This window comes from Caldimonas brevitalea (genome assembly GCF_001017435.1).
Classification (GTDB): domain Bacteria; phylum Pseudomonadota; class Gammaproteobacteria; order Burkholderiales; family Burkholderiaceae_C; genus Caldimonas; species Caldimonas brevitalea.
In genome coordinates this window covers 5,911,125-5,936,731 of record NZ_CP011371.1, presented here as the reverse complement: position 1 = coordinate 5,936,731, position 25,607 = coordinate 5,911,125, and the positions used below count along the sequence as shown (strand labels likewise).

Annotated in this window: 20 protein-coding genes; 9 read left to right on the top strand and 11 right to left on the bottom strand. The window is 68.7% G+C overall.

Annotated features, from left to right (window positions below; genetic code table 11):
- The first annotated feature begins 183 nt into the window (after nucleotides 1–183).
- On the top strand, nucleotides 184–1,965 hold the full coding sequence (locus AAW51_RS25300) for a DUF1800 domain-containing protein (RefSeq protein WP_083438567.1): 1,782 nt from the start codon (nucleotides 184–186) through the stop codon (nucleotides 1,963–1,965).
- A 14-nt stretch (nucleotides 1,966–1,979) separates the two neighbouring features.
- Nucleotides 1,980–3,521 (top strand): DUF1501 domain-containing protein, encoded by a 1,542-nt coding sequence (locus AAW51_RS25295; RefSeq protein ID WP_047196837.1) that lies wholly within the window; start codon nucleotides 1,980–1,982, stop codon nucleotides 3,519–3,521.
- 96 nt (nucleotides 3,522–3,617) lie between these two features.
- Here the strand turns inward: AAW51_RS25295 and AAW51_RS25290 are convergent, their stop codons facing one another.
- Entirely contained in the window at nucleotides 3,618–4,253 is a 636-nt protein-coding gene (locus tag AAW51_RS25290; RefSeq protein ID WP_047196836.1) for a TetR family transcriptional regulator, read from the bottom strand.
- A 206-nt stretch (nucleotides 4,254–4,459) separates the two neighbouring features.
- Between AAW51_RS25290 and AAW51_RS25285 the strand changes: the two genes are divergently transcribed.
- The 6 genes from AAW51_RS25285 to AAW51_RS25260 all read left to right on the top strand — a co-directional run bounded on the left by AAW51_RS25285 (nucleotide 4,460) and on the right by AAW51_RS25260 (nucleotide 13,144).
- Nucleotides 4,460–5,662 (top strand): efflux RND transporter periplasmic adaptor subunit, encoded by a 1,203-nt coding sequence (locus AAW51_RS25285; RefSeq protein ID WP_157360031.1) that lies wholly within the window; start codon nucleotides 4,460–4,462, stop codon nucleotides 5,660–5,662.
- Between the two features lie 13 nt (nucleotides 5,663–5,675).
- Nucleotides 5,676–8,819 (top strand): efflux RND transporter permease subunit, encoded by a 3,144-nt coding sequence (locus AAW51_RS25280; RefSeq protein WP_047196834.1) that lies wholly within the window; start codon nucleotides 5,676–5,678, stop codon nucleotides 8,817–8,819.
- Nucleotides 8,816–10,249, top strand: a complete 1,434-nt coding sequence (locus AAW51_RS25275; protein WP_047196833.1) for an efflux transporter outer membrane subunit — start codon at nucleotides 8,816–8,818, stop codon at nucleotides 10,247–10,249. The genes AAW51_RS25280 and AAW51_RS25275 overlap by 4 nt, the downstream gene beginning before the upstream one ends.
- A gap of 486 nt (nucleotides 10,250–10,735) precedes the next feature.
- Nucleotides 10,736–11,638 (top strand): 2OG-Fe(II) oxygenase, encoded by a 903-nt coding sequence (locus AAW51_RS25270; RefSeq protein ID WP_053013897.1) that lies wholly within the window; start codon nucleotides 10,736–10,738, stop codon nucleotides 11,636–11,638.
- 95 nt (nucleotides 11,639–11,733) lie between these two features.
- Complete coding sequence (locus tag AAW51_RS25265; protein ID WP_047196832.1) at nucleotides 11,734–12,030, top strand: hypothetical protein; 297 nt, start codon at nucleotides 11,734–11,736, stop codon at nucleotides 12,028–12,030.
- A 28-nt stretch (nucleotides 12,031–12,058) separates the two neighbouring features.
- A complete protein-coding gene (locus AAW51_RS25260) occupies nucleotides 12,059–13,144 on the top strand; it encodes a zinc ribbon domain-containing protein (protein WP_047196831.1) in 1,086 nt (361 codons plus the stop codon).
- 15 nt (nucleotides 13,145–13,159) lie between these two features.
- On the opposite strand, the gene AAW51_RS25255 is transcribed toward AAW51_RS25260, so the two are convergent.
- From AAW51_RS25255 to AAW51_RS25210, 10 genes are all read right to left on the bottom strand, one after another.
- Complete coding sequence (locus AAW51_RS25255) at nucleotides 13,160–14,452, bottom strand: hypothetical protein (protein WP_047196830.1); 1,293 nt, start codon at nucleotides 14,450–14,452, stop codon at nucleotides 13,160–13,162.
- A gap of 358 nt (nucleotides 14,453–14,810) precedes the next feature.
- Nucleotides 14,811–15,899: a glycoside hydrolase family 43 protein gene (locus AAW51_RS25250; protein WP_083438565.1), complete on the bottom strand. Its 1,089-nt coding sequence runs from the start codon at nucleotides 15,897–15,899 to the stop codon at nucleotides 14,811–14,813.
- A 135-nt stretch (nucleotides 15,900–16,034) separates the two neighbouring features.
- Nucleotides 16,035–16,772 (bottom strand): HAD-IA family hydrolase, encoded by a 738-nt coding sequence (locus AAW51_RS25245; RefSeq protein WP_047196829.1) that lies wholly within the window; start codon nucleotides 16,770–16,772, stop codon nucleotides 16,035–16,037.
- 6 nt (nucleotides 16,773–16,778) lie between these two features.
- A complete protein-coding gene (locus AAW51_RS25240) occupies nucleotides 16,779–17,498 on the bottom strand; it encodes an HAD-IA family hydrolase (protein WP_047196828.1) in 720 nt (239 codons plus the stop codon).
- Entirely contained in the window at nucleotides 17,492–19,525 is a 2,034-nt protein-coding gene (tkt, locus tag AAW51_RS25235) for a transketolase (RefSeq protein WP_047196827.1), read from the bottom strand. Before tkt ends, AAW51_RS25240 begins: the two co-directional genes overlap by 7 nt.
- Before the next feature lie 10 nt (nucleotides 19,526–19,535).
- On the bottom strand, nucleotides 19,536–20,411 hold the full coding sequence (locus AAW51_RS25230) for a phosphoribulokinase (protein ID WP_047196826.1): 876 nt from the start codon (nucleotides 20,409–20,411) through the stop codon (nucleotides 19,536–19,538).
- 18 nt (nucleotides 20,412–20,429) lie between these two features.
- Entirely contained in the window at nucleotides 20,430–21,473 is a 1,044-nt protein-coding gene (locus tag AAW51_RS25225) for a class 1 fructose-bisphosphatase (protein WP_047196825.1), read from the bottom strand.
- Nucleotides 21,470–22,450: a CbbX protein gene (cbbX, locus tag AAW51_RS25220; RefSeq protein ID WP_083438743.1), complete on the bottom strand. Its 981-nt coding sequence runs from the start codon at nucleotides 22,448–22,450 to the stop codon at nucleotides 21,470–21,472. Before cbbX ends, AAW51_RS25225 begins: the two co-directional genes overlap by 4 nt.
- 48 nt (nucleotides 22,451–22,498) lie before the next feature.
- Complete coding sequence (locus AAW51_RS25215) at nucleotides 22,499–22,939, bottom strand: ribulose bisphosphate carboxylase small subunit (protein ID WP_047196824.1); 441 nt, start codon at nucleotides 22,937–22,939, stop codon at nucleotides 22,499–22,501.
- Between the two features lie 13 nt (nucleotides 22,940–22,952).
- Nucleotides 22,953–24,419 (bottom strand): form I ribulose bisphosphate carboxylase large subunit, encoded by a 1,467-nt coding sequence (locus AAW51_RS25210; RefSeq protein ID WP_047196823.1) that lies wholly within the window; start codon nucleotides 24,417–24,419, stop codon nucleotides 22,953–22,955.
- Between the two features lie 106 nt (nucleotides 24,420–24,525).
- On the opposite strand from AAW51_RS25210, the gene AAW51_RS25205 reads away from it, so the two are divergent.
- The gene (locus AAW51_RS25205) at nucleotides 24,526–25,458 is read left to right on the top strand and encodes a LysR family transcriptional regulator (protein WP_047196822.1); all 933 of its coding nucleotides are present in this window, start codon (nucleotides 24,526–24,528) and stop codon (nucleotides 25,456–25,458) included.
- The last annotated feature ends 149 nt before the right edge of the window (nucleotides 25,459–25,607 follow it).

The following is a 25,607-nucleotide window of genomic DNA, read 5'->3' as shown; positions in this document are numbered from 1 at the left end:
TTTGCAGAAGCCGTGTAAGTCCGGCCCAGCATCGGCGAGCTGACAAGATTTGCCCTCCGTTTCGGCTTTTTGCCGCCGAAACCGCCTTTTCGACCGCCTGTCGCGCCCCTCGCGTGGCATGGAAGCTGCCTCCGGCCGCTGGCGCCTTGTGCGCCCACGACACGAACACCGGAGGACCCCCCCTTGAAACCGCTCACTTCCGCATGGGCCGCGCTACGCCGCCCGCGTCGGCTGCACGCGCTGTCGCTTTGCCTGCTGCTGGCCGCTTGCGGCGGCAGCGACGGCGACCGTGACGACACGCCGGAGCGCGAGCAGCCGGTGGCCGAAATGCCGCCGACGCGCCAGGAGGCCGCCCGCTTCCTGACCCAGGCCAGCTTCGGCCCCACCGAGCGCGAGGTCGAGACGCTGATGCAGATCGGCTACCACGGCTGGCTCGACGAGCAGTTTCGCCGCGGCAACGGCTGGGCACACCGGCAATACTGGGACAGCGTCGACGCCACCCTGAAGAGCCAGGACCCCAACCGCAGCGCCGGCCAGCGCGAAGTGCTCGACACCTTCTGGAAGCGCGCGGTCGAAGGCGACGACCAGCTGCGCCAGCGCGTCGCCTATGCCTTGTCGCAGATCTTCGTGATCTCGATGGTCGACGGCAACGTGGCCGAACGCCCGCGCGGTGTGGCCGGCTACATGGACACCCTGGCCGAACACGCCTTCGGCAACTACCGCGATCTGCTGGAAGCGGTGGCCCGCCATCCGATGATGGGCATCTACCTGTCGCACCTGCGCAACCAGAAGGAAGACCCGACCACCGGCCGCGTGCCCGACCAGAACTTCGCCCGCGAAGTGATGCAGCTGTTCTCGATCGGCCTGAACCGCCTCAACCCCGACGGCACTCCGGTGCTCGGCGCGCAGGGCCGGCCGCAGGAGAGCTACAACAGCGACGACATCGTTGGTCTGTCGCGCGTCTTCACGGGTTTCAGCTGGTACAGCACCCGCAGTGACGACGCCTGTTTCCATGGTTGGTCGCAGTGTCAGGACCCGGACCGGCTGTGGCGCACGATGCGCGCCTACCCCAAGTTCCACTCGGTGCTCGACAAGCGTTTCCTGGGTCGCACCGCGCCGGCGTCCGCCGATCCCGAGGCCAGCCTCGATGCTGCGCTCGACACGCTCTACCAACACCCCAACGTCGGCCCCTTCATCGGCAAGCAGCTGATCCAGCGGCTGGTCACCAGCAACCCGAGCCCGCGCTATGTGGCGCGGGTGACCGCGGCGTTCAACAACAACGGTGCCGGCGTGCGCGGCGACATGCGGGCCGTGGTCAAGGCCGTCCTGCTCGACCCCGAAGCGCGCGCTGCCAACGCGGCGGCCGACCCTGGCTACGGCAAGCTGCGCGAGCCGGTGCTGCGGCTGAGCGCCTTTTTGCGCGCCTTCGGCGCCCGCTCGGCGAGCGGCAGCTATCTGATTGGCAGCACCGACAACCCGGGCTCGCAGCTGGGCCAGACGCCGATGCGCTCACCCTCGGTGTTCAACTTCTACCGCCCCGGCTATGTGCCGCCCAACACGCGGCTCGCCGAAGCCGGGCAGGTGGCGCCTGAAATGCAGATCACCCATGAAACGACCGTCGCCGGCTACGCCAACTTCATGCTCGACGTGGTGCGCAACGGTGTCGGTCAGCACGGCCTCGACTACCGCGCGCCCAAGCGCGATGTGCAGCTCGATTTCAGCCGTGAACTGCTGCTGGTCGAGAGGCCGGCGGAACTGGTCGAGCGGCTGAATCAGCTGCTGGTGTGCGGGCAGATGGGCGGCACGCTGCGCGACGAGATTCGCCAGGCGGTCGAAAGCATCCCGATCCCGGTCCTCAATGCGACCCGCACCAACCAGGAGGCGATCGACAAGGCCAAGGCGAAACGCGTGCAGGCCGCCGTGTTCCTGGCCCTGGTGTCGCCCGAATTCATCGCCCAGAAGTGAAGCCGAGGATCCGTATGCATCACCACGATTCGTCGCGCCGCCAGTTCCTGCGCCGCGCCAGCGCCCTGTCTTTGGCCGGCTCGGCCGCCTCGCCGTTTGCCCTCAACCTCGCCACGCTCGGCGCCGCCGCGGCCCAGACCGCGCCTGGCGACTACAAGGCGCTGGTCTGCATCTTCCTGTTCGGCGGCAACGACACCTACAACACGGTGCTCGCCACCGACGCGGCGTCATGGGAGAACTACAACAAGGTGCGCCAGGGCAGCGGCGACGCCATCGCCCTGCGTGCCCCCGGCACGTCGCCGGTGCCCGGCGCGGCCGTGATGTCGCCCGACCGCCTCGGCGGTGTGCTCGCGCTGACGCCCGCCACCGTGCAGACGGGCCGCAGCTTCGCGCTGCACCCCTTGCTCGGGTCGGCACAGGCGCTGTTCAACACGCACCAGCGCCTGGCCGTCGTGGCCAACGTGGGCCCGCTGCTGCGGCCCACCAGCAAGGCGCAGTACGCCGCCTCCAACCATCCCAAGCCGGCCAAGCTGTTTTCGCACAATGACCAGCAATCGACCTGGCAGGCGCTGGCGCCCGAAGGGGCCACCGCCGGCTGGGGCGGCCGCATGGCCGACCTGCTGCACGCCGGCAACGGCAGCCAGTCGCTGTTCACCAGCATCTCGGCCAACGGCAACAACGTCTGGCTGGCCGGCCGCGAGGTGATGCAATACCAGGTCGGCGGCAACGGCGCGATCCGCCTCGCCGTCGACTCGAACCGTCGCTTGTTCGATTCGGCCGTGGCCGGCGCGGCGCTCGAGCGCATCGTCACCACCTCGCGCTCGGGCCATCTGCTCGAGCAGGCCTACGTCGACACCACACGTCGTTCCATCGAAGCCGAGCGGGCCCTCGGCGCGGCGCTGGGCGCCGGTGTCGTCGCACCCTACGGCACCCCGGGCATGAACGGGCAGAACGACCCGCTGCTGCAGTACGACAACCCCGCCACCGGCGCCAAGGCCGCCAACCCGCTCGCCCAGCAGTTGCAGATCGTCGCCCGCATGATCGGCGCGGCCGGCAATCTGGGCCTGCGCCGCCAGGTATTTTTTGTAGGCCTGGGCGGTTTCGACACGCACGACTTCCAGAACCGCAACCACGGCGACCTGATGGCCCGTTTGTCGCACGGCCTGGCGTACTTCGACAGCGTGCTGGCCGGCATCGGCATGCAGGACAAGGTCACCACCTTCACCGCCTCCGACTTCGGGCGCACCTTCACCAGCAACGGCGACGGCACCGACCACGGGTGGGGCGCGCACCATTTCGTGATGGGCGGCGCGGTGCGCGGCGGTGACGTCTACGGCCGCTTCCCCGTCTACGGGCTGAGCAACGGGCGCAACGATTTCACGAGCGACAACCAGGTCGGCAACAACGGCGCGCTGCTACCGGAGATCTCGGTCGACCAATATGCCGCGACGATGGGGCGCTGGTTCGGCCTGAGCGACGGCCAGTTGCTCGACATCTTCCCCAACCTGACCCAGTTCGACGCCTCGCGTCGCAACCTCGGCTTCATGCTCGCCTGACCAGGCGAGTGCGGGGGCCGCACGCGGGACTCGCACGTCTCGCGCGGCCCGGGCCGCACCACGCCGTGCGGCACCCCGGCGCCATCCACAGCCGTCTTACCCGGCCGATTTCAAACACAGCCGGCGGCTGTCCACATGGGCCGCGATCAAGGCCTTCAGCTCGGGGCATTTCTGGAAGGCGGGAACGCCCAGCAAGCGCAGCCGCAGCAAGCCGGTCAGGAACACCAGGGTCTCGAGCGCCGCCAGCTTGGGTGTCAGGCCCGGGCGCAGCTGTTGCGCGCGACTGGCCGCGAGATACGCCTGCTGTAGCTTCGCCAGGCACTCTTCGTTGCGTTCGATATAGTCGGTCAGGTCCCGCGCCAGCTCGCCGACGAACTCGCATTTGAAGTTCAGGATCTCCATCGTCGACAGCAAGCTGCTGTTCTGCGACAGCGCGGCGACGAACTGCATCAGGAAGTTCGCGACCCGTTGCAAGGGGTCGGCGTGCGGGTCCTGCAGCAAGGTGTAGTCCATCTGGTCGACCAGCGGGATGGTGACCTCCTGGCACATGGCCTTGAACAACTGTTCCTTGTTGGCGAAGTGCCAATAGATGGCACCGCGCGTCAGGCCTGCGGCTTGCGCGATGTGCTCGAGGCTGGTGTTGCCCACGCCTCGGCTGTGAAACGTTTCGCGGGCGGCGGCCAAGATCTGGCGCCGGGTTTGCTCAGCTTCCTCTTTGGTGCGGCGCGCCATGGCGAATGTTAAGGTGTGCTTAATACATACATACACGAATGTATGTATGATAGCCCGGCTGTCGCTGTAGTTCCCAAGCGTTTTCCATATCTCGCCGTTTGTCGCCACCTTCGGGTCGCGGCAGTCGGCTGTTTTTATCGCGGGTTCATTCCATGGCTTATTTCCGCCTCTCCTCACACAGCGGCGCGTCGCCGTCGTCGGCGCCCATGCTCTGCCGTCATCCGTCGCGTCTGCTGGTCGTCTCGGCGGTCGCTGTCGCGGCATTGCTGTCCGCCTGTGGCCAGAAGAACGGTGATGCCCAAGCGCAGGATCACGGCGCCGGCGGGCCGCCGCAGGCCATGCCGGTCGCCGTCCGCCAGGTCGCGCTGCAGACCGTGCCGATCACGCTCGAAGCCGTCGGCCAGGCCGAAGGCTCGAAAGAAGTCGAAGTGCGCGCACGTGTCGGCGGGCTGATCGAGCGCCAGCTGTACCAGGAAGGCGAGCGCATCAAGGCCGGTGCGCCGCTCTACCGCATCGAGCGTGCCCCGTTCGAGATCGCCTTGCAGCAGGCGCGCGCCAACCTCGCGCAGCAGCAGGCCCAGCTCGAACAGGCGCGCCGCGAGGCCCAGCGTCTGAAGCCGCTGGCCGAACAGCAGGCGATCAGCCAGCGCGAGTACGACGACGCCGCTTCCGGGCTGCGGCTGGCCGAAGCCGCATTGGCCGCGGCCCAAGCGCAGGTGCGCGAGGCGGAGCTGAACCTGTCCTACACCTCGGTCACCGCGCCGATCAGCGGCATCAGCGGCCGGTCTCAGAGATCGCAGGGCGCCTTGGTCACGCCCGGCGCCGACAGCCTGCTGACCACCGTGATCCAGACCGACCCGCTGTGGGTGCGGTTCTCGTTCTCGGAGTCGGAGCTGTCACAGCTGCGCGGCGGGCGTAACGCCCAAGTGCGTCTGCTCGATGCCAATGGCAAGCCGCTGGCGACACAAGGGCGGCTCAACTTCGCCGGCTCCAGTGTCGACCCCCGCGTGGGCACCGTGCAATTGCGCGCCGAGTTTCCTAACCCCGATCTCACCATCCTGCCCGGCCAGTTCGTGCGGGCGCAGGTGGTGGCCGGTGAGGTGCAGGCCTTTGTGGTGCCCAAGGCGGCCGTGATGCAGACCGACCAGGGCAGCATGGTCTGGACCGTGCGCGACGGCAAAGCCACGCCGACGCCGGTGCAGGTTGGCACCTGGAACGGCGGCGACTGGGTGGTGCGCAGCGGCTTGAACGCTGGCGACCAGGTGATCGTCGACAACCTGATGAAGCTGCGGCCGGGCGCACCGGTGCAGCCGGCGGCGCCTCAGGGTGCGGTCCCCGCCGCTGCCGGCGCCTCGGCTGCCGCACCCGCGTCCGCCGGGTCCGCTGCACCGGCCGCTTCGGCCCAGTGAGACGGGAGCGAGCATGTCTTCGAAGTTTTTCATCGAACGGCCGATCTTCGCGGCGGTCCTGTCCATCATCATCGTGTTGGCAGGGCTGGTCTCGCTGAAGATCCTGCCGATCGCGCAATACCCCGAGATCGCACCGCCGACGGTGACGATCACCGCCACCTATCCCGGTGCCTCGGCCGAAACTTTGGCCAAAACCGTTGCGGGCCCCATCGAGGAACAACTGTCGGGCGTCGAGAACCTGCTGTATTTCGGCTCCAGTTCTTCGTCCAACGGCCAGACCGTCATCACCGCCACCTTCGAGGTCGGCACCGACGTTGACAAGGCCACGTTCAACGTCAACAACCGCGTGCAGCTGGCCGCGCCGCGCCTGCCCGACGAGGTGCGGCGTAATGGTGTGGTGGTGGCCAAGCGGTCCAACAACTTCCTGCTGGTGGTGGGCCTGAACTCGCCCAAGGGCACCTACGACTCGTTGTTTCTGTCGAACTACGCCACGCAGAACGTCCTCGACGAACTCAAGCGCATCCCCGGCGCCGCCGACGTGCAGATCTTCGGCGCCCGAGACTATTCGATGCGCTTGTGGCTGCAGCCCGACCGGATGGCGCAGCTGGGTGTGACCACGGCCGACATCGCCGCCGCGGTGAACGGACAGAACGCCCAGTACGCCGCCGGCAAGATCGGCGCCGAGCCGGCGCCCAAAGGCCAGGACCTGGTCTACACCGTCACCGCACAAGGCCGGCTGGTGGCGCCCGAGCAGTTCGGCGACATCATCGTGCGTGCCACCGGGCCCAACGGTGTGCTGCGCCTGAAGGACGTCGCCCGCATCGAGCTGGGTGCGCAGAGCTACGACGCCTCCAACAGCGTCAACGGCCAGCCGGCCATCGCGCTGGCGGTGTTCCTGCAGTCGGGCGCCAACGCGCTCGACGTCGGCGACGCGGTCAAGGCGCGCATGGCCGAGCTCAAGCGCGACACCTTCCCCGAAGACGTCGACTACCTGATCCCCTACGACACCACACGTTTCGTGTCGGCGTCGATCAGCGAGGTGGTCAAGACGGTGATCGAAGCGGCCGTGATCGTGCTGCTGGTGGTGTTCGTGTTCCTGCAGACCTGGCGCGCCACCCTGATCCCGATGCTGGCGGTGCCGGTGTCGCTGATCGGCACCTTCGCCGGGCTGTGGCTGTTCGGCTTCTCGATCAACACGCTGACACTGTTCGCGATGGTGCTGGCGATCGGCATCGTGGTTGACGATGCCATCGTCGTGCTCGAGAACGTCGAGCGCTTGATGCGCGAAGAGAAGATGAGCGCCTTCGCGGCGTCCATCGAGGCGATGCGCGAGGTCTCCGGTGCGGTCGTCGGCATCGTGCTGGTGCTGTGCGCGGTGTTCATCCCGGTGGCTTTCATGGGCGGCATCGCCGGCCAGTTGTATCGCCAGTTCGCCGTCACGGTGGCGATCGCGGTGGTGCTGTCGGGCGTGGTCGCGCTGACGCTGACGCCGGCGCTGTGCGCCTTGCTGCTCCAGCCGCACCACGACGGCGTGACGCGCAGCGAGCGCTTCTTCGCGCCGTTCAACCGCTTCTTCGACTGGACGACGCGGCGCTACCTGGGGGGTGTCAATCTTGTCCTCAAGCGGCGCATTGCGGCGGTGTTCGCGTTCCTGCTGATGGTGGCGGCGGCGGGCTGGATGCTCAACAAGGTGCCCAGCAGCTTCGTGCCGGGCGAGGACCAGGGCTACATCATCGGTGCCGTGGTGCTGCCCGACGGCGCCACGCTGGAGCGCACCAGCCGCACGACTGAGCAGCTGCGGCTGATGAACAGCGGCAACGAGGCCATCGAGCACTTCTTCATCGTCAACGGCTTCGATCTGATCGGCGGCGGCAGCAAGAGCAACGCCGCGACCATCTTCGTGCCGATGAAGTCCTGGGACAAGCGTCAGCAAACCGCCCAGGAGCTGGCGCAACAGATGAGCGGCATGGGTTTTGGCCTCAACGACGGCATCGCCTTCGCGTTCAATCCGCCGGCCATCCAGGGGCTGGGGCAGGCGGGCGGCTTCGAGGTCTACGTGCAGGGCCGCACCGAGTCGGACCCCAAGCGGCTGGCCGAAGTGACCCAGGAGTTCATCGCGGCCTTGTCCAAGCATCCTGCGCTGACTGGGATCAACACCTTCTACCGGCCCACCGTGCCGCAGCTGAAGGTCGAGGTCGACCGCGAGAAGGCGCTGGCGCTGGGCGTGCCCGTCAACGAAGTGTTCAATGCGCTGCAGGCGCAGATGGGCTCGCTCTACGTCAACGACTTCAACCGGTCGGGCCGCACCTATCGTGTGACGATGCAGGCCGACGCGCCGTATCGTTCCAAGCCTGAAGACCTGGGCCGGCTTTATGTGCGCTCGATCACCAGCGGCAACATGATCCCGCTGAAGGCACTGATCCGCGTCGACACGGTCACCGGGGCCGAGCAGATCGAACGCTACAACTCCTACATCGCGGCCAAGGTGATGGGCAGCGCCAAGCCGGGCTTCAGCTCCGGCGACGCGATCGCCGCGGTGGAGCAGGTGGCTCGCGAAACGTTGCCGCCCGGCTACGGCTACGAGTGGACCAGCCAGGCCTTCCAGGAAAAGCGCACTGGCAGCGCATCGATCTTCGCCTTCGGGTTCGCGCTGGTGATGGTCTATCTGATCCTGGCCGCGCTCTACGAACGCTGGGGGGTGCCGATGGCGGTGGTGCTGGCGGTGCCGTTCGCGCTGACCGGTGCGCTGCTGTTCGTGATGCTGCGGGGCATGGAGAACGACATCTACTTCCAGATCGGCCTGGTGGTGCTGATCGGCCTGGCGGCCAAGAACGCCATCCTGATCGCCGAGTTCGCGATGCAGGGCATGGAGCACGGCAAGAGTGCGGCCGAAGCGGCGCGTGAAGCGGCGCGGCTGCGCTTCCGTCCCATCGTGATGACCTCGCTGGCCTTCGTCTTCGGCGTGTTGCCGCTGATGCTGGCCACCGGGGCCGGCGCCGCGGCGCGGCAGTCGATGGGCACCGGCGTGGTGGGCGGCATGTTGATCGCCACCTTCGTCGCACCGATCTTCGTGCCCCTGTTCTTCGCACTGCTGGCCCGCAAGCCGCGCCCGCAGCACAGCCACCAACCTGGTGCCACCGAGGAGGTTCCGGTATGAAGACGCGCTTGCACACTCGCGTCGCCCCGGCCGTGCTGACGGCCCTCACCCTGGCCGGCTGCGCGCTGGGGCCCGACTACCGGCGCCCCGACGTGACGCTGCCACCGGCCTACGCGGCCGACGCGGCGGCGGTGCCGGCGGCCGGCGCGCCCACCACCGTCTCGCCGACCTGGTGGCGCTTGTTCGGCGACCCGCAGCTCGACACGCTGGTCGACACCGCGCTGGCGCGCAACGCCGACCTGCTGCAGGCCGTCGCCCGGGTCGAGCAGGCCGAGGCGCTGGTGCGCCAGGCCAACGCCGCCCAGTGGCCCAGCCTGGATCTCGGCGCCAACGCCGCGCGTGGGCGTACCAGCGGCGCCACCGGTTTGCCGGGCGGCGGCACCGTTGGCAACAACTTCCGGCTTGCCGCGTCGACCTCGTTCGAACTCGATTTCTGGGGCCGCTTGCGGCGTGCGTCGGAGGCCGCGCGTGCCGAGGCGCTGGCGAGCGGCTATGCGGGCGAAGTCGTGCGCCAGACCGTCGCCGGCCTGGTCGCCCAGGCGTATTTCTCGCTGCGCATGCTGGACGAGCAGATTGTCCTGACGCGTGAGACGCTCAAGACCCGCGAAGAGGCGGTGCGCCTGCTCGGCGTGCGCCTGCAGGGCGGCGCCAGCGGACGCCTCGACGTCGACCAGGCCGAATCGCTGCGGGCCGATGCCGCGCTGCAGTTGCGCGAGCTGGAACGGCAACGCTCGCTGGCGCAATCGCAACTGGGCCTGCTGACCGCTCAGCCCGGCCTCGAGCTGGCCGGCGGGCGGCTGCAGACGCTGCCGCTGCCGCCCGTGCCGCCGGCGGGGCTGCCATCGGAGCTGCTCGCGCGCCGGCCCGACGTGCGCCAGGCCGAACAGCAGCTGGTGTCGGCCAACGCCCAGATCGGCGTGGCCAAGGCGGCCATGTTCCCGCAGCTGTCGCTGACCGGCCTGGCCGGCGGCGAAAGCGCCGAGCTGTCGGACCTGTTGAAGAGCGGGGCGCGCATCTGGTCGGTCGGGTTCGGCCTGACGCTGCCGCTGTTCGACGCCGGCCGGCGTGCCGCGCAGACCGAGCAGGCCGAGGCGCGCCAACGTGAAGTGGTGGCCGCCTACCAGGGCGCCGTGCACTCTGCGTTCAAGGACGTCGCCGACGCCTTGGCCAATCTGCGCGCCGCGCGCGAGTCGCAGGCCGATGTCGAGGCCAGCGAAAAGGCCGCACTGCGCGCCTTGCAGGTGGCGCAGCAGCGCTATGACGTCGGCTACTCCGCCTACCTGGAGCTGCTCGACGCGCAACGCACCGCCAACACGGCACGCCTGCGCACGGTCGACAACCGGCAAGCCCAGCTGGCCGCGACGGTGGCGGTGTTCAAGGCGCTGGGCGGCGGCTGGGTGGACCCGGTGGTCGCTGCATCGCAGCCCTGATCGGTACCCGGCGGGGACCGCTCCCCACCGGGGGCGGAGGTCGGAGCCGGGTGCGCCCCGGCCCCGACCTCTGCGACGCTTGCGTCGCCCGCCCGGCGGGCAGCGCGGGGCGAGGTTGTTCTAGAAAGTAACCGCTCACGGTCGTGCCCGGTCTGGAGACCGCGGCGAGCGGCACTGAAAACACTGGCCTCTTTCTGAGTGCGCGCTGCAGCGATAGTGGGTGGTTACGCTGGCCCGCATGGGTCTCGCGCCGCCTCTGACACCGCCTGTTTCCGTGCCCTGGCCTCGATCGGTGCACCTCGTCTGCCGTCCCGACGCACTCCTTCCGTGACCCATAGGAGGTGTCGCGCGGACCCGACCGACCAGCCCCCCAAGTCGGGGGGAGCGACGATGGAAGGGGGCCAAGATTGGACATCCGGTGACCTGACATGTCCACACACATGTCACCATCGGGGCCTTCGTACATTGGCCCTGTCGTCGCCACCCATGAGCCTCCACCTTGCGGTCTCCCCACTGCCCGGCGCTCTCGGCCTGCCGCCTGAACCGACGAGCAGCAGCTCCGGCAGCTTCGTCAGCATCCGCGGGCGGCAGCTCGCGTTCGCCGATCTGCTGAGTCCTGATTTGTCCAGTCCTGCATATGTGCAGCAACTGGCGGAGCAGATGCGCGAGGCCAAGCCCTTCCCGCACCTGGTGATCGACGGCCTGTTTTCGCCGCAACTGCTGCGTCTCATCGCCGAAGAGTTCGACGACTGCCGCGAGCAGGATTGGCGCGTCGTGAAAAGCCAGCAGGAGCTGACCCACCGCTCCACGCCCGGCGCCCGCCTGGGCCCGGCGGCCAAGCTTTATTTCAGCCTGGTCAACTCGCCGTATTTCCTCGACCTGCTGTCGACGGTGTCGGGTGTCGAAGACCTGATCACCGACCCCAAGCTGTACGGTGGCGGCCTGCACGAAACCCGCAACGGTGGCCGCTTCGGCATCCACCGCGACTTCAACCGCCATCCGCGCACCGGGCTCGACAACGAGATGGTGCTGATCACCTATCTGAACGAGCAGTGGAACCCGGAATGGGGCGGCGCACTGGAGCTGTGGGATGCCGAGGGCAAGCAGTGCGTGCGCAGCATCCCGCCCGATTTCGGTCGCACGGTCCTGATGCGCCACAGCGACATCAGCTACCACGGCCATCCGCATCCGCTGCAGGCGCCCGAAGGCCGCACCCGGCGCTCGGTCGCCTGCTACTACTACTCGTACCGCCTGGCGCGCCGCGAGCGGGAACGCCGCAACACCTCGTTGTTCCTGTTCAACGAGACCGTGCACAACTTCAAGACGGCCGCCAAGCTCGCGACGCCCCCTATCATCTGGCAGGCGCTGAAGCGTTTGACCGGGCACTGACCGTTCCCGCCGAGACGCGCGCCGTCCGGCGAGGCCGGACCGTCGAATCGACAGGGCACGGGCGAGGGTCCGTCCCGCAGCCCGGAGGGAGCCAGATGCAACATGCCGACCTGGCGGCACTGCGCCGTCTCGATAGCTTGCTACAAGCGCTGCGCGGTCAGGCCGCGTTGGTCGAGAAATCGGCCGGCTGCTTCTATCTGAAGTCCAAGGCCTTCCTGCACTTTCACGTCGAGGCCGACGATCTGTATGCCGACGTGAAGTTGCACGGCGACAGCTTCTCGCGTTGCCGCATCACCACGCCGGACGAGCAAACCCGGCTGCTTGCCGAGATCGAGGCCCGTTTGCAAAGCGGCGCGCCCGTGCCCGCCGCGGGCGCCGCGCGGCGGCGCTGACCTCGCCACCCCACACATTCATCCTTCCATGAGCAAAGCCCTGAGGTTGTCGGAAAAATGGTTTCGCCGCGGCCTGTGGCTGGTGGCGGCCGTGTTCGCGTCGTTCCTGATCGGGCTCGGCGGCACCATCGTCGAGAAACTGCCGCAGGTCGAGCAGCGCTACAGCCTCGACGACTTCATCGACAAACCCGCCGCCGCCGAAGCGCGTGCCGCCGTCCAGACCGCGAGGAAAGCCCAGGAAGACGCCGGCCAGGCGCTCGAACAGGCTGAACTGAAGCTGCGCGTCGCGACGGCGGACGTGGCCGCGGCGCGCGAAACCTTCAATCACTGGATCGCCACCCGGCGCGCCACCGAGCGCGCCGAGCAAGACCCGGAGTTGATCGCCCGGACCCGCGCGCTCGACGAACTGCGCACGCGCGAGCGGCGCGCCCAGGGGGTGGTCGAGGCGCAGCAGCAGACCCAACTGAACGCGCGCCAGGCCGAGGCGCGTGCGCAGCAGCGGCTGCAGACGCTCGAGCAGGCCGCCGAAGAGCAGCTGCAAGCGCAGTGGCGCCGCCAGGAACTGCGCGTGTTCGGCTACCGCCTCGCGCTGACCCTGCCCTTGCTGGGCGTGGCCGGCTGGCTGTTCGCCCGCAAGCGCGGCAGCCTCTATTGGCCCTTCGTCTGGGGTTTCATCTTCTTCGCGCTGTTCGCGTTTTTCGTCGAGCTGGTGCCCTATCTGCCGAGCTATGGCGGTTTTGTCCGCTATGCGGTGGGCATCGTCGTCACGGTGCTGGTCGGCCGCAAGGCCATCCTCGGCCTGCAGCGCTACCTCGAGCGCCAGAAGGCAGCCGAGCAACTGCCCGACACGCGCCGGCGCGCCGAACTGGGCTACGACGTGGCGCTGGCGCGGCTCGCCAAGGGGGTGTGCCCGGGTTGCGAGCGACCGGTCGACCTGAAGGACCCCGCCAACGACTACTGCCCCCATTGCGGCATCGGCCTGCACGACCACTGCGGGCGCTGCGACGCCCGCAAGAGCGCGTTCTCGAAGTTCTGCCATGCCTGCGGAGCACCCGCGGGCACGCCGGCCGGGCCGTCCGAGGCAGCCCCGGCCGGGCTGCCCGCAGCCCCGTGACGGAGCACGCCGCTGTCAGCCGCAGAGGTCTTCGGCCGACGGCGGCGCCGCCTGGGTGAGGTCGAAGTCGGCCTCTTCGATGCCGCGCCGGCCCAGCGACACCCAGTGCACCTTGTTGGCACCGCGCATCAGCCCGACGCTGCCGGTGTACGACCAGGCCAGCGGCGACGGCTGCACGCCGGTCAACGCGATCGAGGTCGGCGTCAACGACAGGTGCAGCAAACGCCGTTCGCCCGACGGCGTGTAGGCCTTGCGCTCGTGCACCGCGATGCCGGCCTCGCGCACGATGGGCGGCATGCAGTCGAGCGACGCGGTGGTGCGGCCCGCCTCGTCGAGCAAGTGCGCAAAACCGCGCCCGGCCTCGGTGGTGCCGGTGACCAGGAAGCGGCGGATCGCCGCGACGTACTGCACCTTGTAGGTGTAATAGCGCAGCGACGACTCGATGGTGCGGTAGGCCGACACGGTGCCGCTGGCCGGGTCGAGCACCGCGGTGCGCAGGCGCGCGTGCAGCTGGCCCGGCACGTACTGCTGCCACACCAGCAGCGCGCGCCGCGGCGACGCGGCCACCATCGGCCACCACTCGCGCTCGGCGTGCACCACGTTGACGTCGTGCAGCAAGCGCCCGCGCGTGTCGTAGACCTTGGCATAGACGCCGTTGCCGGTGCCCAGGTCGTCGACACCGCCGCCGTCGATCCAGCCGTCGGAATAGAACACCACGAACTTGTCGTGTGTCGCGGCCACATGGCCGGAGTGACCGCCGTGCTCGACCACCTGAGGGTAGGGCGCGACCGGCCGCAGCGACGCGTCATAGACGCCGTAGCGCTGGCTGACCTGGTCGGGGCTTTCCCAGCCGTCCTCGAAGCTCAGCATGATGTGACCGTCGCCGCTCTTGGCGGCCGACACCGGCTCCTGCGCCTCCGGCTTGTGAATGAACGGCATCGGCGCGCTGATGCGCCGTTCGTTGGGATGCCAGCTCGAGAAGTAGACGTCGTGTGTCCACGCACCACTTTCGTCGGGCCCGGTGGGCGGCACGCCCGAACTGCTGAAGAAGATCAGGTAGCTGCCCTCGGCCGCCGGCACCGCTTCGATGCCGTGATGCCAGGCGCGCCGGTCTTCCGCGTCGTCGGCGCTGTGCAACAAGGGCTGGGCGTGCCGTTGCGCCGGCGACGGGGCCGACGCGGGTGTCGCGGCAGGTGCGGCGGTGGAGGACTCGGCAGTGCTGGCGTCACCACCGCCACAGGCGGTCAACAGGGATGCCAGCAAGGCCAGGGGCCAGCAGGCCGCCCGGCGCAGGGGAGGGCTCGACATCGGAGGTCCTTTCGTCTTGTCGCTGCAATGCGTCGCGCACGGCGCGGGGAAGCGCCTCGGCGACGGCGAGCCCGAGTGTCGGTGTTGTGCGCTGACGCAAGGCTGATGAGCAGGGGGCCGACCGGCAACAAGACGTCGTGAAATGCTTGAAAGCGCAGCCGTGAACGACGCATGGCATCGCTAGGCCTGTCGGTCGGGGCCGGCGCTTTGGGCGCGCCGGCGCTGGCCGCATGCCGCAAAGACGGGTCTTCGAGCCGAGACACGGCGCGTCGCCCTCGCTCAACCTGGCGTCACGTCTGAAACAGTCGCTTCCACTGGCGTCGCTGCGCGCGGCCGTCGCAAGGCCGAACGGTTCGTCCTATGGCGCGCCGACGTCAGACGGGCTCGACGTGACCCAAGCAGGTGGTGCGGACGCCGGGCAGTTCGAGTCGGACGGCACGGCCGGCGCCGGCTGTGGCGCCAGGCTGGTGTGCACCCGTTGCAACCGAGCGCCGTCGAAGCGCAGCGGATCGACGCGCAGTGAGCGCCGGCCGCGCGGGTCGCCCTCCAGGCCCTGCGTCCAGGCGTGATAGAACAGCCAATGCCGGCCCTCGGCATCGACCGCCACCGACTGGTGCCCGGGGCCCGAGACCTCTCCCTCGCTCGCCAGGATGGGCTGGCCCGCGGCCTTGGTATAGGGTCCGAGCGGCTGGTCGGCCACCGCATAGCCGACCGCGTAACGCGAGCCGGCGTAGTCGTTGGCGGAATAGAGCAGGTAGTAGCGGCCGTCGGCCGCGAACACCGTGGGCGCCTCGATCAAACGGCCTTCCCAGGCGGTGTCGTTGCGCAGCAAACGTTGCGGTCGTCCCACCCGTGTCTTGCCGTCGGCGCCGAGCCGTTGGCCATACAGCCAGGTCGGCTGGCCCACGGCATTGCCGTCGTTCTTCCAATAGAGATAAAGGCTGCCGTCGGCGGCCCGCACCGCGCTGGCGTCGATGCTGCCGCCCTCGTCCGGCTGGCACACCAGCGGCCCGTCGCGATCGTCGCGGAACGGTCCTTGCGGCGCGTCGGCCTCGGCCACGCCGACACATTGCCGCTGCGTGGCGCGGTCGCGCGCGGTGTAGTACATCAGGTAGCGGCCGGCCACCGGCAACACTTCCGGGGCCCAGGTGTGGCCGCTGGCCGCCCAGGCCGGCAGGGTCGGCAGCGCGTCGGGCCGCGCTTCCCACCGCACCAGGTCGCAGCTGTAGGCCAGCTGGACCTGGTGGCCGTTGCCATTGGTCGCATAGGCCCAGTAGCCGCCCGCCGCCGGCAACACGAAGGGATCGGGAAAGTTGCGGTCGTAGACGGGATTGGCGAACAGCGGGACCGGCTCGGCCAGCGCAAGCGGGCTGGCCAGCCAGGGCAACAGACACAACAGCGACAGGAGCCGCTGGGACACCCGGCGGGCGAGAGGAGACGACGACATCGTGACGGGTGCCGGAGGAAAGGGTGACGTCATTGTCGGTGAGCGCTCGCGCCGTCGCGGGGCCCGATGCCACGGCGTCTGCGACAAATCTCGCGGAGCCGCCCGTTTTTCAGCGGGCTGCACGGCGCTGCGCGCTCAGCGCGAAGCCATGGCCGGCTGCCAGCGCTGCAACCACCGCCGTAGCAGATCGAGCGAGACGCGCTGCGGCCAGGTCAGGTCATCGCAGACGGCCAACGCCGCGTCGAAGGTGCCGTTGCGAAAGTAGAGGCTGCGCGTCACCAGGGTCGGGATGCCGGCGGCCTGTGCCGCCGCCAGCCCGTTCGGCGCGTCCTCCACCGCCACCGCGTCGCCGGGGGCACATTCGAGTTGCTGCAGGGCCAGCCGGTACACCTGCGGGTGCGGCTTTTTCAGCGGCGCCTCTTCGGCGCACACCACCGCGTCGAAGCGCGCGCGCCAGCCGGCGCCGAGAGCGCCGCGCAGCAGTGCGTCGACGTTGGCGCGGCCGGTGGTGGTCGCAATCCCCAGCTTCACCCCTTGCTCGGCACACTCGTCCATCAACTCGCGCACGCCCGGCCGCAACGGCATGCCGCCCGCGAGCACCTCGCCGGTGTAATAGCGGTTCTTGCGCCGGTGCAGTTCGCGCGCAAGGCCTTCGCGCTCGTCGGCCGTGGGCGGTGCGTCGGGGCGCGCCTGCATGTCGAACAGCAGGCGCTCATAACCGCCCGTCACGCCGAGCAAGCCGCCGTAGTGCTCGATGTCCCAGCGCCACGGCAGGCCCAGCGATGCGAAGGCGAGGTTGAAGGCGACCCGGTGGCCGTCGCGTTCGGTTTCGGCCACCGTGCCATCGATGTCCCAGATCACACAACGCAGCATGGCGGGTCACCGCAGCGGGGTGGCCGGGTCGGTCTGCAGCACGTGGTCCGCGACCTGTTGCAGGTGCTCGAAGACGCGGTCCGGCGCCGCGGTCTCGATCGGCAGCCCGGCGTTGTAGCCGTAGGGCACCGCCCACGCCGCCACACCGGCGTACCGCGCACACTGCACGTCGATGTGCGAATCGCCGACATGGGCCGTGCGCTGGGCAGGGCAGCCGAGCACGCACATCACGTGGCGCAGCACCGAGGCATGCGGCTTCTTGTGGGCCAGCGTGTCGCCGGCGATCACCAGGTCGAAACAACCATCGAGCCCCGCCGTCTGGAGCACCCGGTGCACGTGGCGCGCTTCCTTGTTGGTGACGCAGGCCAGCCGCACGCCTGCATGGCGCAGACGTGCCAGTGCCGCCAGCGCGCCCGGATAGGGCGCCGCGTCATGGCCAGCGGTGCGCGCATAGTGATGGTCGAGGCGTGTCAGCGCGGCGTGCTGGGGCATCGCGAGCGCCACGGCGCCTTGCGACCCGTCGGCCAGGCGCGCGAGCAGCTTCAGCATCAGCTCGCGCAGCCCGCCGCCGATCAGCTGGCGGATCTCGTCAAGGGGGCGGGGTGCCAGCCCCAGTTCGTCCAGCGTGGCGTTGACGGCCGCAGCAATGCCCGCCGCCGTGTCGACCAGCGTGCCGTCGAGATCGAAACAGAGCAACGAGGGGGGCATGGCGGTGGGGCTCAGCATGGGCGCGGCAGTTCTGTCTCGAGCGTGCCGAGCTGGGCCAGCACCAGATCGACCAGCCGCTCGACGGTGAAGCCGAAGTGCGGCCACAGCTGCGCTGCCGGCGCCGATGCGCCGTAGCCGTCCAGGCCGAGTGCCGCCGCACAGCCGTATTGCGACCACCAGCGCGTGACGCCCGCCTCGACGCCGATGCGCGGCAAGGCCGGCAGCAACACGTCGTCGCGGTAGCCGCGGTCCTGACGGTCGAACACGGTGGTGGAGGGCAGCGACACCACCCGCACCCGCACACCGCGCGCGTCCAGCACGGCCTGCGCTTCGACCGCGAGCGACACCTCCGAGCCGGTGGCCAGCAGCACCGCCTGGGGCCGTGCCCGGTCGCTCAGGACATAAGCGCCGCGCGCGATCGCGACCACCTGCTCGGCGGTGCGCAACTGCGCGGTCAAGGACTGGCGCGACAGCAGTAAGGCGGTCGGGCGGCTGCGCTGGGTCAGCGCACTGATCCAGGCGGCGGCGGTCTCGGCCGCATCACAAGGCCGCCAGACGTCGAGGTTGGGGATCAGCCGCAAGCTGGCCGCGTGCTCGACCGGCTGGTGGGTCGGGCCGTCTTCGCCGAGGCCGATCGAGTCGTGTGTGTAGACATGCACCACCCGGCACTGCATCAGCGCCGCCATGCGCAAGGCGTTGCGGCTGTAGTCGCTGAAGGTGAGAAAGGTGCCGCCATAGGGGATGTAGCCACCGTGCAGCGCCACGCCGTTCATGATCGCGGCCATGCCGAACTCGCGCACGCCGTAGTGCACGTGGCGCCCACCCGGCGTGTCGCCGCGCACGGCGCCGCAACCGGGAAAGTCGGTCAGGTTGGAGCCGGTCAGGTCGGCCGACCCGCCCAGCAGCTCGGGCAAACGCGGCGCCAGCGCCGCGAGCGCCTGCTGCGAGGCCTTGCGGGTGGCGACCGCCTCGCGCGCCTGGCCGAACTGGGCCAGCAGCGACAAGCGGCTTTCCTGGAAGTCGGCCGGCAGTTCGCCGCGCAGCCGCCGCTCCAGTTCGGCGGCCAGCCGCGGATGCTGTTGCCGATAGGCCGCCATGCGCCCTTGCCACCCGCGGCGCAGCTCGGCGCCACGGGCCCGCGCATTCCACGCGGTGTACACCGGGGCGGGGATTTCGAACGGCGGATGCGACCAGTCGAGCGCCTCTCGCGTGTGTTGCACCTCGGCCGCGCCCAACGCTTCACCATGCGCCTTGGCGGTGCCGGCGCGCTGCGGCGAGCCGCGGCCGATCTGCGTGCGGCAGACGATCAAGGTGGGTCGGTCGTCGCACGCATGCGCGGCAACCAGCGCGGCATCGACGGCCTCGACATCGTGGCCGTCGAGCGGGCCGACGACGTGCCAGCCATAGGCCCGGAAGCGGGCCGGCGTGTCGTCGGGGAACCAGGGGCCGACGGGGCCATCGATCGAAATGCCGTTGTCGTCGTAGAGCACCACCAGCTTGTGCAACCGCCAGGCGGCGGCGAGCGAACAGACCTCGTGGCTGATGCCTTCCATCAGGCAGCCGTCGCCGACGCACACATAGGTGCGGTGGTCGACGACGGTGTGCCCGGGCCGGTTGAACTCGTCGGCCAGCAGTTTCTCGGCCAGCGCCATGCCCACGGCGTTGGCGAGACCCTGGCCCAGCGGGCCGGTGGTGGTCTCGACCCCCGGTGTGTGGCCCCGCTCGGGATGGCCCGGCGTGCAGCTGTGCAACTGGCGGAACTGCCGCAGCTCGCTCATCGGCAGTGAATAACCGGTCAGGTGCAGCAGCGCATACAGCAGCATCGAGGCATGGCCGTTCGACAGCACAAAACGGTCACGGCCGGGCCAGTGCGGATCGGCCGGATCGTGGCGCAAATGCCGGCTCCACAGCGCGACTGCCGTCTCGGCCATGCCCATCGGTGCGCCGGGATGACCCGAGTTGGCCTGCTGCACCGCGTCCATCGCCAGCACGCGCAAGGCGTTGGCCATCAGGGTCGAGTTGGCCCGAGGGGTTTGTGGACTCATGCTGTGTACCTCACGCGTGTTGAACGCGGCCGATCTCGACCAGTCGCAAGATCATCGGCGTCAGGATCAGCTGCATCGCCAGGTCCATCTTGCCGCCGGGCACGACGATGGTGTTGGCGCGCGACATGAAGGAGTCGCCGATCATCGAGAGCAGGTAGGGGAAATCGATGCCACGCGGGTTCTTGAAGCGGATCACCGTCATGCTCTCGCCGGCGGTGGGAATGTCGCGCGCGATGAAGGGGTTGGAGGTGTCCACCACCGGCACGCGCTGGAAATTGATGTCGGTCTCGCCGAACTGTGGGCAGATGTAGTGCACGTAGTCGTGCATGCGTCGCAAGATCGTGTCGGCCACCGCCTCTTTGGAATAGCCGCGGTCGCGCGTGTCGCGGTGCAGCTTCTGGATCCATTCGAGGTTGATGATGGGCACCACGCCGATCTTCAGGTCGACGTGGCGCGCGATGTCGACCTCGGCCGTCTTGACGCAGCCGTGCAGGCCTTCGTAGAACAGCAGGTCGGTGTCGACAGGGGTGTCCTGCCATGGCGTGAAGGTGCCGGGGGCCTGGCCGTAGGCGGCCGCTTCCTCCTGGTTGTGCAGGTAGTGGCGGGTCTGGCAGCGGCCCTCGCTGCCATAGGCGCGAAACTGCTGCTCCAGACGCGACCACTCGTTGGCCTCCGGGCCGAAGTGGCTCACGGGCAGGCCTTCGCGATCGGCGCGCTCGATGCGCTCCTTCATCTCGACGCGCGTGTAGCGGTGGAAGGCGTCGCCCTCGATCATCGCCGCGGTGATGCCTTCGCGACGGAAGATGTTGTCGAAGGTGCGCTTGACCGTGGTGGTGCCGGCGCCACTCGACCCGGTGACCGCGATGATGGGGTGTTTCCTCGACATGGCGTCTCCGGAGGCGGTTCAAGCTTGCGGCTGGATGAACAAGGAACGGTGCTTGAACAGCTGCCACGAGACGTTCTCGTTCGGGTCGGCGTGGTAGCGCACGATCAGTTCCACCTCGTTGCGCGACCCGAGGATCACCGGCACACGCTGGTGCAGCACGTCGGGCACGACGTCGAGCAGGTGGCTGGTCCCGGTGACGGCGCCGCCGCCCGCCTGCTCCATCAGCCACGCCATCGGCGCGGCTTCATACAGCAGGCGCAGCCGACCGGGCTTGCGCGGCTCCTTCGAGTCGCGCGGATACAGGAACACGCCGCCGCGCGTGAAGATGCGGTGCACCTCGGCGACCAGGCTCGCGACCCAGCGCATGTTGAAGTCGCGCCCGCGCGGCCCGCTCTCGCCGGCCACGCACTCGGCCACATAGCGCTGCACCGGCCTCTCCCAGAAGCGCTGGTTGGAGGTGTTGATGGCGAACTCGGAGGTGGACGGGCGCACCAGCAGTTGTTCGCGCGTCAAGCGCCAGGTCCGGGTGTCGCGGTCCAGTGTGAACAGGCACACGCCGCTGCCGACACTCAGCACCAGCAGCGTCGCCGGACCGTACAACACATAGCCGGCCGCACGCTGGCGCCGTCCGGGCTGCAAGAACGACGCGGTGGTCGGCGCGGCCGAGCGCATCGTATGCGGCAGCACCGAAAAAATGGTGCCGACCGAGATGTTGGCCTCGATGTTGGACGAGCCGTCGAGCGGGTCGAACACCACCAGATACTCGCCTTGCTCGGCATGGCGAGGCGAGGCGATCGGCTGCTCATGCTCCTCGCTGGCCCACCCGGCGACCTGCGGGCAGGCCGCCAAGGCTTCGGCCAGGTGTTCGTCGGCGATCACATCGAGCTTTTGCTGCGGCTCGCCGCTCGGATTGTCGGTGCCCGCAGCGCCGTAGAGACCCGCGAGCCCGCCGCGGTGGGCCACCTCGGCAATCTGCACGCAGGCGGCGGCGATGGCCTCCAGGGTCGGTGCCAGCGCCGGGGCATGGAGGGCCAGCCAGCTCGCGAGGTCGACGTTGCTCATCTCGGATGCTCCTCTGCAGGGGACGATGGGGCCACGCTCTGGAACACGCGGCTGGCCAGGATGTCTTCCGGGGCGATGGTGCTGAGCTGCTCGCGTGTGAAGCGCCGCTCGCGGTCGCCGAACAAGCGGCTCGCCTGGCGCAAGCGGACACGGTCGAGGGCGTTGCGCACGCTGCGGGCGTTGGCGAAATGAGGCTGCGTGAGGCGCCGTGTCAGGTAGGCGTCGAAAGCGGCCCGCGCACCCTCGCCGAAGCGGTAGTGCTGCTGCGCCAGCAGCTGGTCGCCGATGCGCAGCAACTCGTCGAGGCTGTAGTCGGGGAACTCGAGGTGGTGTGCGATGCGCGAGGACATCCCGGGGTTGCTGCGGAAGAAGGTGTCCATCCGCTCCTTGTAGCCGGCCAGGATCACCACCAGGTCGTCGCGCTGGTTCTCCATCACCTGCAACAGGATCTCGATCGCCTCCTGCCCGTAGTCGCGCTCGTTCTCGGGGCGGTAGAGGTAGTAGGCCTCGTCGATGAACAGCACGCCGCCCATCGCCTTCTTGAGCACTTCGCGCGTCTTGGGCGCCGTGTGGCCGATGTACTGGCCCACCAGGTCGTCGCGCGTCACCGCCACCAAGTGCCCTTTGCGCACGTAGCCGAGCCGGTGCAGGATCTGCGCCATGCGCATCGCCACGGTGGTCTTGCCGGTGCCCGGGTTGCCGGTGAAGCTCATGTGCAGCGACGGCGACGCAGCCGCCAGGCCATGGTGGGCCCGCAGGCGGTCGATCACCAGCAAGGCCGCCATGTCGCGGATGCGTTGCTTCACCGGTGCCAGGCCGACCAGGTCACGGTCGAGCTCGTCCAGTACTTCTTCCACCCGTGTCTGCGCCAGCACTTCGGCCACGGTCGCGGCAGGGGTGTCGGGGGCATCGCCGCGCTCGGCCTGGGGTGGGGGGGCGGACACGGTGCCGGGGATGGCGTAGAGGGGCTGGGCCATCATCGGCTCCCGGCAGGCAAAACCCCGGCGCCGCGGTGCCGGCGAGTGTCACTGGCCATAACGCTCCCCTTCGGGCGAGCGCGCCGAGTAGGCGCGCGCGGTGTAGCGCAAGGTGCGGCCCGGGCCTTCCTGGCGCTCGGTGCCGAAGCCGGGTTCGACCGCCGGACGGTTGACGATGAAGCTCATCGCGACACTTTCGACACCCCGGGTCGAGTCGAAGGCCAGCAAGCGGATGTAGTGGCGCGGGAAGGTCTTGCGGCAGTGGTTCAACTCCATCAGCACGCCGGCCGCGTCGCGCAGGTCGAACATCGGGTGGCCGAACATCTCCCAATACGTGTTGCGCGGATGCGGATCGTCGGTGTATTCGACGCTCCAGGCATAACCCCGGTTGAGGCCGTACTCGATCTGCAGCGCGATCTCGGCGTCGGTCAGGTCGGGCAGAAAGCTGAACTGGCCCTGGGTCAAGCGCCCGGTCGGGTTGGTCATCATGAGCGGCTCTCCTTCAGGCGACCGCCGCGGTGACGGCGTAGTCGGAGGTGTCGGTGGGGGTGTAGTTGAAGGTCACGTCGCCCCAGGTGTCGAGCGCTTGCTTCAACGGCGCGCAGAACTGCGCGGCGCGGCGCAGCACCTCGGGGCCTTCGGCCTTCAGGTCGAGGCCCTCGTTGCGGGCCTTCACCATCGCCTCGAGCGCGACCCGGTTGGCCACCGCACCGGCCTGGATGCCCTGCGGGTGGCCGATGGTGCCGCCGCCGAACTGCAGCACCACGTCGTCGCCGAACAGGTCGAGCAGCTGGTGCATCTGGCCGGCGTGGATGCCGCCCGAGGCCACCGGCATCACCTTCTTCAGGTCGGCCCAGTCCTGGTCGAAAAACAGGCCGCGCGGCAGGTCCTGGCGGGTGTAGCTGTCGCGGCAGACGTTGTAGTAGCCCTGCACGGTCATCGGGTCGCCTTCGAGCTTGCCGACCGCCGTGCCCGCATGCAGGTGGTCGCAGCCGGCCAGGCGCAGCCACTTCGCCATCACCCGGAAGCTCACGCCATGCGTTTTCTGCCGCGTGTAGGTGCCGTGGCCGGCCCGGTGCATGTGCAGAATCATGTCGTGCTTGCGGGCCCAGTTGGCCATCGACTGGATCGCCGTCCAGCCGATCACCAAATCGACCATCACGATCACAGAACCCAGCTCCTTGGCGAACTCGGCGCGCTCGTACATGTCTTCCATCGTCGCGGCGGTCACATTCAGATAGCTGCCCTTGACCTCGCCGGTCGCCGCGCTCGCCTTGTTCACCGCGTCCATCACATAGAGATAGCGGTCGCGCCAGTGCATGAAGGGCTGCGAGTTGATGTTCTCGTCGTCTTTCATGAAGTCGAGCCCGCCCTTGAGGCCTTCGTAAACCACTCGACCGTAGTTGCGCCCGGACAGACCGAGCTTGGGCTTGGTGGTGGCCCCCAGCAAGGGCCGGCCGAACTTGTCGAGCCGTTCGCGCTCGACGATCAGCCCGGTGGGCGGGCCCTTGAAGGTCTTGACGTAGGCGACCGGGATGCGGATGTCTTCGAGGCGGATGGCCTTCAGCGGCTTGAAGCTGAAGACGTTGCCGATCAGGCTGGCCGTCATGTTGGCGATCGAGCCTTCCTCGAACAGGATCAGGTCGTAGGCGACCCAGGCGAAGTACTGGCCCGGCGTGCCGGGCACCGGTTCGACCTTGTAGGCCTTGGCACGGTAGTTGTCGCAGGCGGTGAGCCGGTCGGTCCAGACCACGGTCCAGGTGGCGGTGCTCGATTCGCCCGCCACCGCGGCCGCGGCCTCGACCGGGTCCACACCTTCTTGCGGTGTGATGCGGAACAAACAGATGGTGTCGGTGTCGCGCGGCACATAGTCGGGCATCCAGTAGCCCATCTGACGGTACTTGAGGACGCCGGCGCTGTAGCGCTTCTTGGCGTCGGTGATGACGCCTTCTTCGACAGGCTTGTTCACGAGGGGCCTCCTTCGAGCCAGGTTCAGGGTGCGATGGGAGCACTGTAGAAAGGCTGAAGGCTCAGGTACATTCAAAGATCGTTAGCCATCGATTAAGCGCGCCTGAATGAAAAGCGTCACCTTCCGGCAGCTGCGGATCTTTGTCGAAGTGGCACGTGACCTCAGCTTCGTGCGTGCCGCGCAGACGCTGCACCTGACCCCTCCGGCCGTCACGATGCAGGTCAAGGATCTGGAGGCCAGTGTGGGTATGCAGCTGTTTCACCGTGAAGGGCGCACGGTGTCGCTCAGCACCCCCGGCGAGTACTTCCTGGTCTATGCCAAACGCCTGCTCGGAACGCTGAAGGAAGCCGAGGATGCGATGGCCCGTTTCAAGCGGGTCGAGGCAGGGCGACTCAGCATCGGGCTGGTCAGCACGGCGAAGTACTTCGTGCCGCGCTTGCTGGCCCGCTTTCGCGACCAGCATCCCGGTGTCGAGTTGCGCCTCAACGTGTCGGCCAACCGGGAGCAATTGGTCACATTGATGGCCAACAACGAGGTCGACCTCGCCATCATGGGGCGGCCGCCGAAAGACCTGTCGACCCGCTCCGAGCCGTTCGCCGCCCACCCGCTGGTGTTCGTCGGGCTGCCCGACCATCCGCTGCTCAAGCGCGGGCCGGCGCCGCTGTCGGCCCTCGACCATGAGGCCCTGCTGGTGCGCGAGGCCGGGTCGGGCACCCGCAGTGCGATGGAAGATGTGTTCCGGGAGCACCGTTTCGAGCCTTGCAGCCGCATCGAGATCTCGAGCAACGAGACCATCAAGCAGGCGGTGATGGCGGGCATGGGGGTCAGCTTTCTGTCGCTGCACACCATCGGCCTCGAACTTCGCAGCGGCCTGATGGCGGTGTTGCCCATCGAGGGCACGCCAGTGATGCGCACCTGGAACGTCGTGCGTCCGTCGTCCAAGGTGTTGTCGCCCGCCGCCGAAGCGTTTCGCTATTTCATCCTCGAAGAGGGCGAACGCCACTTGATGGCGCACGATCGGGAGTTGCTCGGAACCTGATCGACGCGGCGCCCGCGAGCCCGGGGCAACGCCGGGCAACACGGCCACGGCTTGCGCTCTCCGCCGCAGGCCGAAGAGGTGCCGATCGAAGTGGCGCCTGGCGCCCATGCATGCCGGCCAATCCGGCCCGCCCCTGCCCACGTGGTCCT

What these genes read in the sequence shown, in the direction of transcription:
- AAW51_RS25295 (WP_047196837.1), top strand. Translation starts at nt 1,980, where the DNA reads ATGCATCACCACGATTCGTCGCGCCGCCAGTTCCTGCGCCGCGCCAGC.
- AAW51_RS25290 (WP_047196836.1), bottom strand. Translation starts at nt 4,253, where the DNA reads ATGGCGCGCCGCACCAAAGAGGAAGCTGAGCAAACCCGGCGCCAGATC.
- AAW51_RS25285 (WP_157360031.1), top strand. Translation starts at nt 4,460, where the DNA reads ATGCTCTGCCGTCATCCGTCGCGTCTGCTGGTCGTCTCGGCGGTCGCT.
- AAW51_RS25280 (WP_047196834.1), top strand. Translation starts at nt 5,676, where the DNA reads ATGTCTTCGAAGTTTTTCATCGAACGGCCGATCTTCGCGGCGGTCCTG.
- AAW51_RS25275 (WP_047196833.1), top strand. Translation starts at nt 8,816, where the DNA reads ATGAAGACGCGCTTGCACACTCGCGTCGCCCCGGCCGTGCTGACGGCC.
- AAW51_RS25270 (WP_053013897.1), top strand. Translation starts at nt 10,736, where the DNA reads ATGAGCCTCCACCTTGCGGTCTCCCCACTGCCCGGCGCTCTCGGCCTG.
- AAW51_RS25265 (WP_047196832.1), top strand. Translation starts at nt 11,734, where the DNA reads ATGCAACATGCCGACCTGGCGGCACTGCGCCGTCTCGATAGCTTGCTA.
- AAW51_RS25260 (WP_047196831.1), top strand. Translation starts at nt 12,059, where the DNA reads ATGAGCAAAGCCCTGAGGTTGTCGGAAAAATGGTTTCGCCGCGGCCTG.
- AAW51_RS25255 (WP_047196830.1), bottom strand. Translation starts at nt 14,452, where the DNA reads ATGTCGAGCCCTCCCCTGCGCCGGGCGGCCTGCTGGCCCCTGGCCTTG.
- AAW51_RS25250 (WP_083438565.1), bottom strand. Translation starts at nt 15,899, where the DNA reads ATGTCGTCGTCTCCTCTCGCCCGCCGGGTGTCCCAGCGGCTCCTGTCG.
- AAW51_RS25245 (WP_047196829.1), bottom strand. Translation starts at nt 16,772, where the DNA reads ATGCTGCGTTGTGTGATCTGGGACATCGATGGCACGGTGGCCGAAACC.
- AAW51_RS25240 (WP_047196828.1), bottom strand. Translation starts at nt 17,498, where the DNA reads ATGCTGAGCCCCACCGCCATGCCCCCCTCGTTGCTCTGTTTCGATCTC.
- tkt (WP_047196827.1), bottom strand. Translation starts at nt 19,525, where the DNA reads ATGAGTCCACAAACCCCTCGGGCCAACTCGACCCTGATGGCCAACGCC.
- AAW51_RS25230 (WP_047196826.1), bottom strand. Translation starts at nt 20,411, where the DNA reads ATGTCGAGGAAACACCCCATCATCGCGGTCACCGGGTCGAGTGGCGCC.
- AAW51_RS25225 (WP_047196825.1), bottom strand. Translation starts at nt 21,473, where the DNA reads ATGAGCAACGTCGACCTCGCGAGCTGGCTGGCCCTCCATGCCCCGGCG.
- cbbX (WP_083438743.1), bottom strand. Translation starts at nt 22,450, where the DNA reads ATGGCCCAGCCCCTCTACGCCATCCCCGGCACCGTGTCCGCCCCCCCA.
- AAW51_RS25215 (WP_047196824.1), bottom strand. Translation starts at nt 22,939, where the DNA reads ATGATGACCAACCCGACCGGGCGCTTGACCCAGGGCCAGTTCAGCTTT.
- AAW51_RS25205 (WP_047196822.1), top strand. Translation starts at nt 24,526, where the DNA reads ATGAAAAGCGTCACCTTCCGGCAGCTGCGGATCTTTGTCGAAGTGGCA.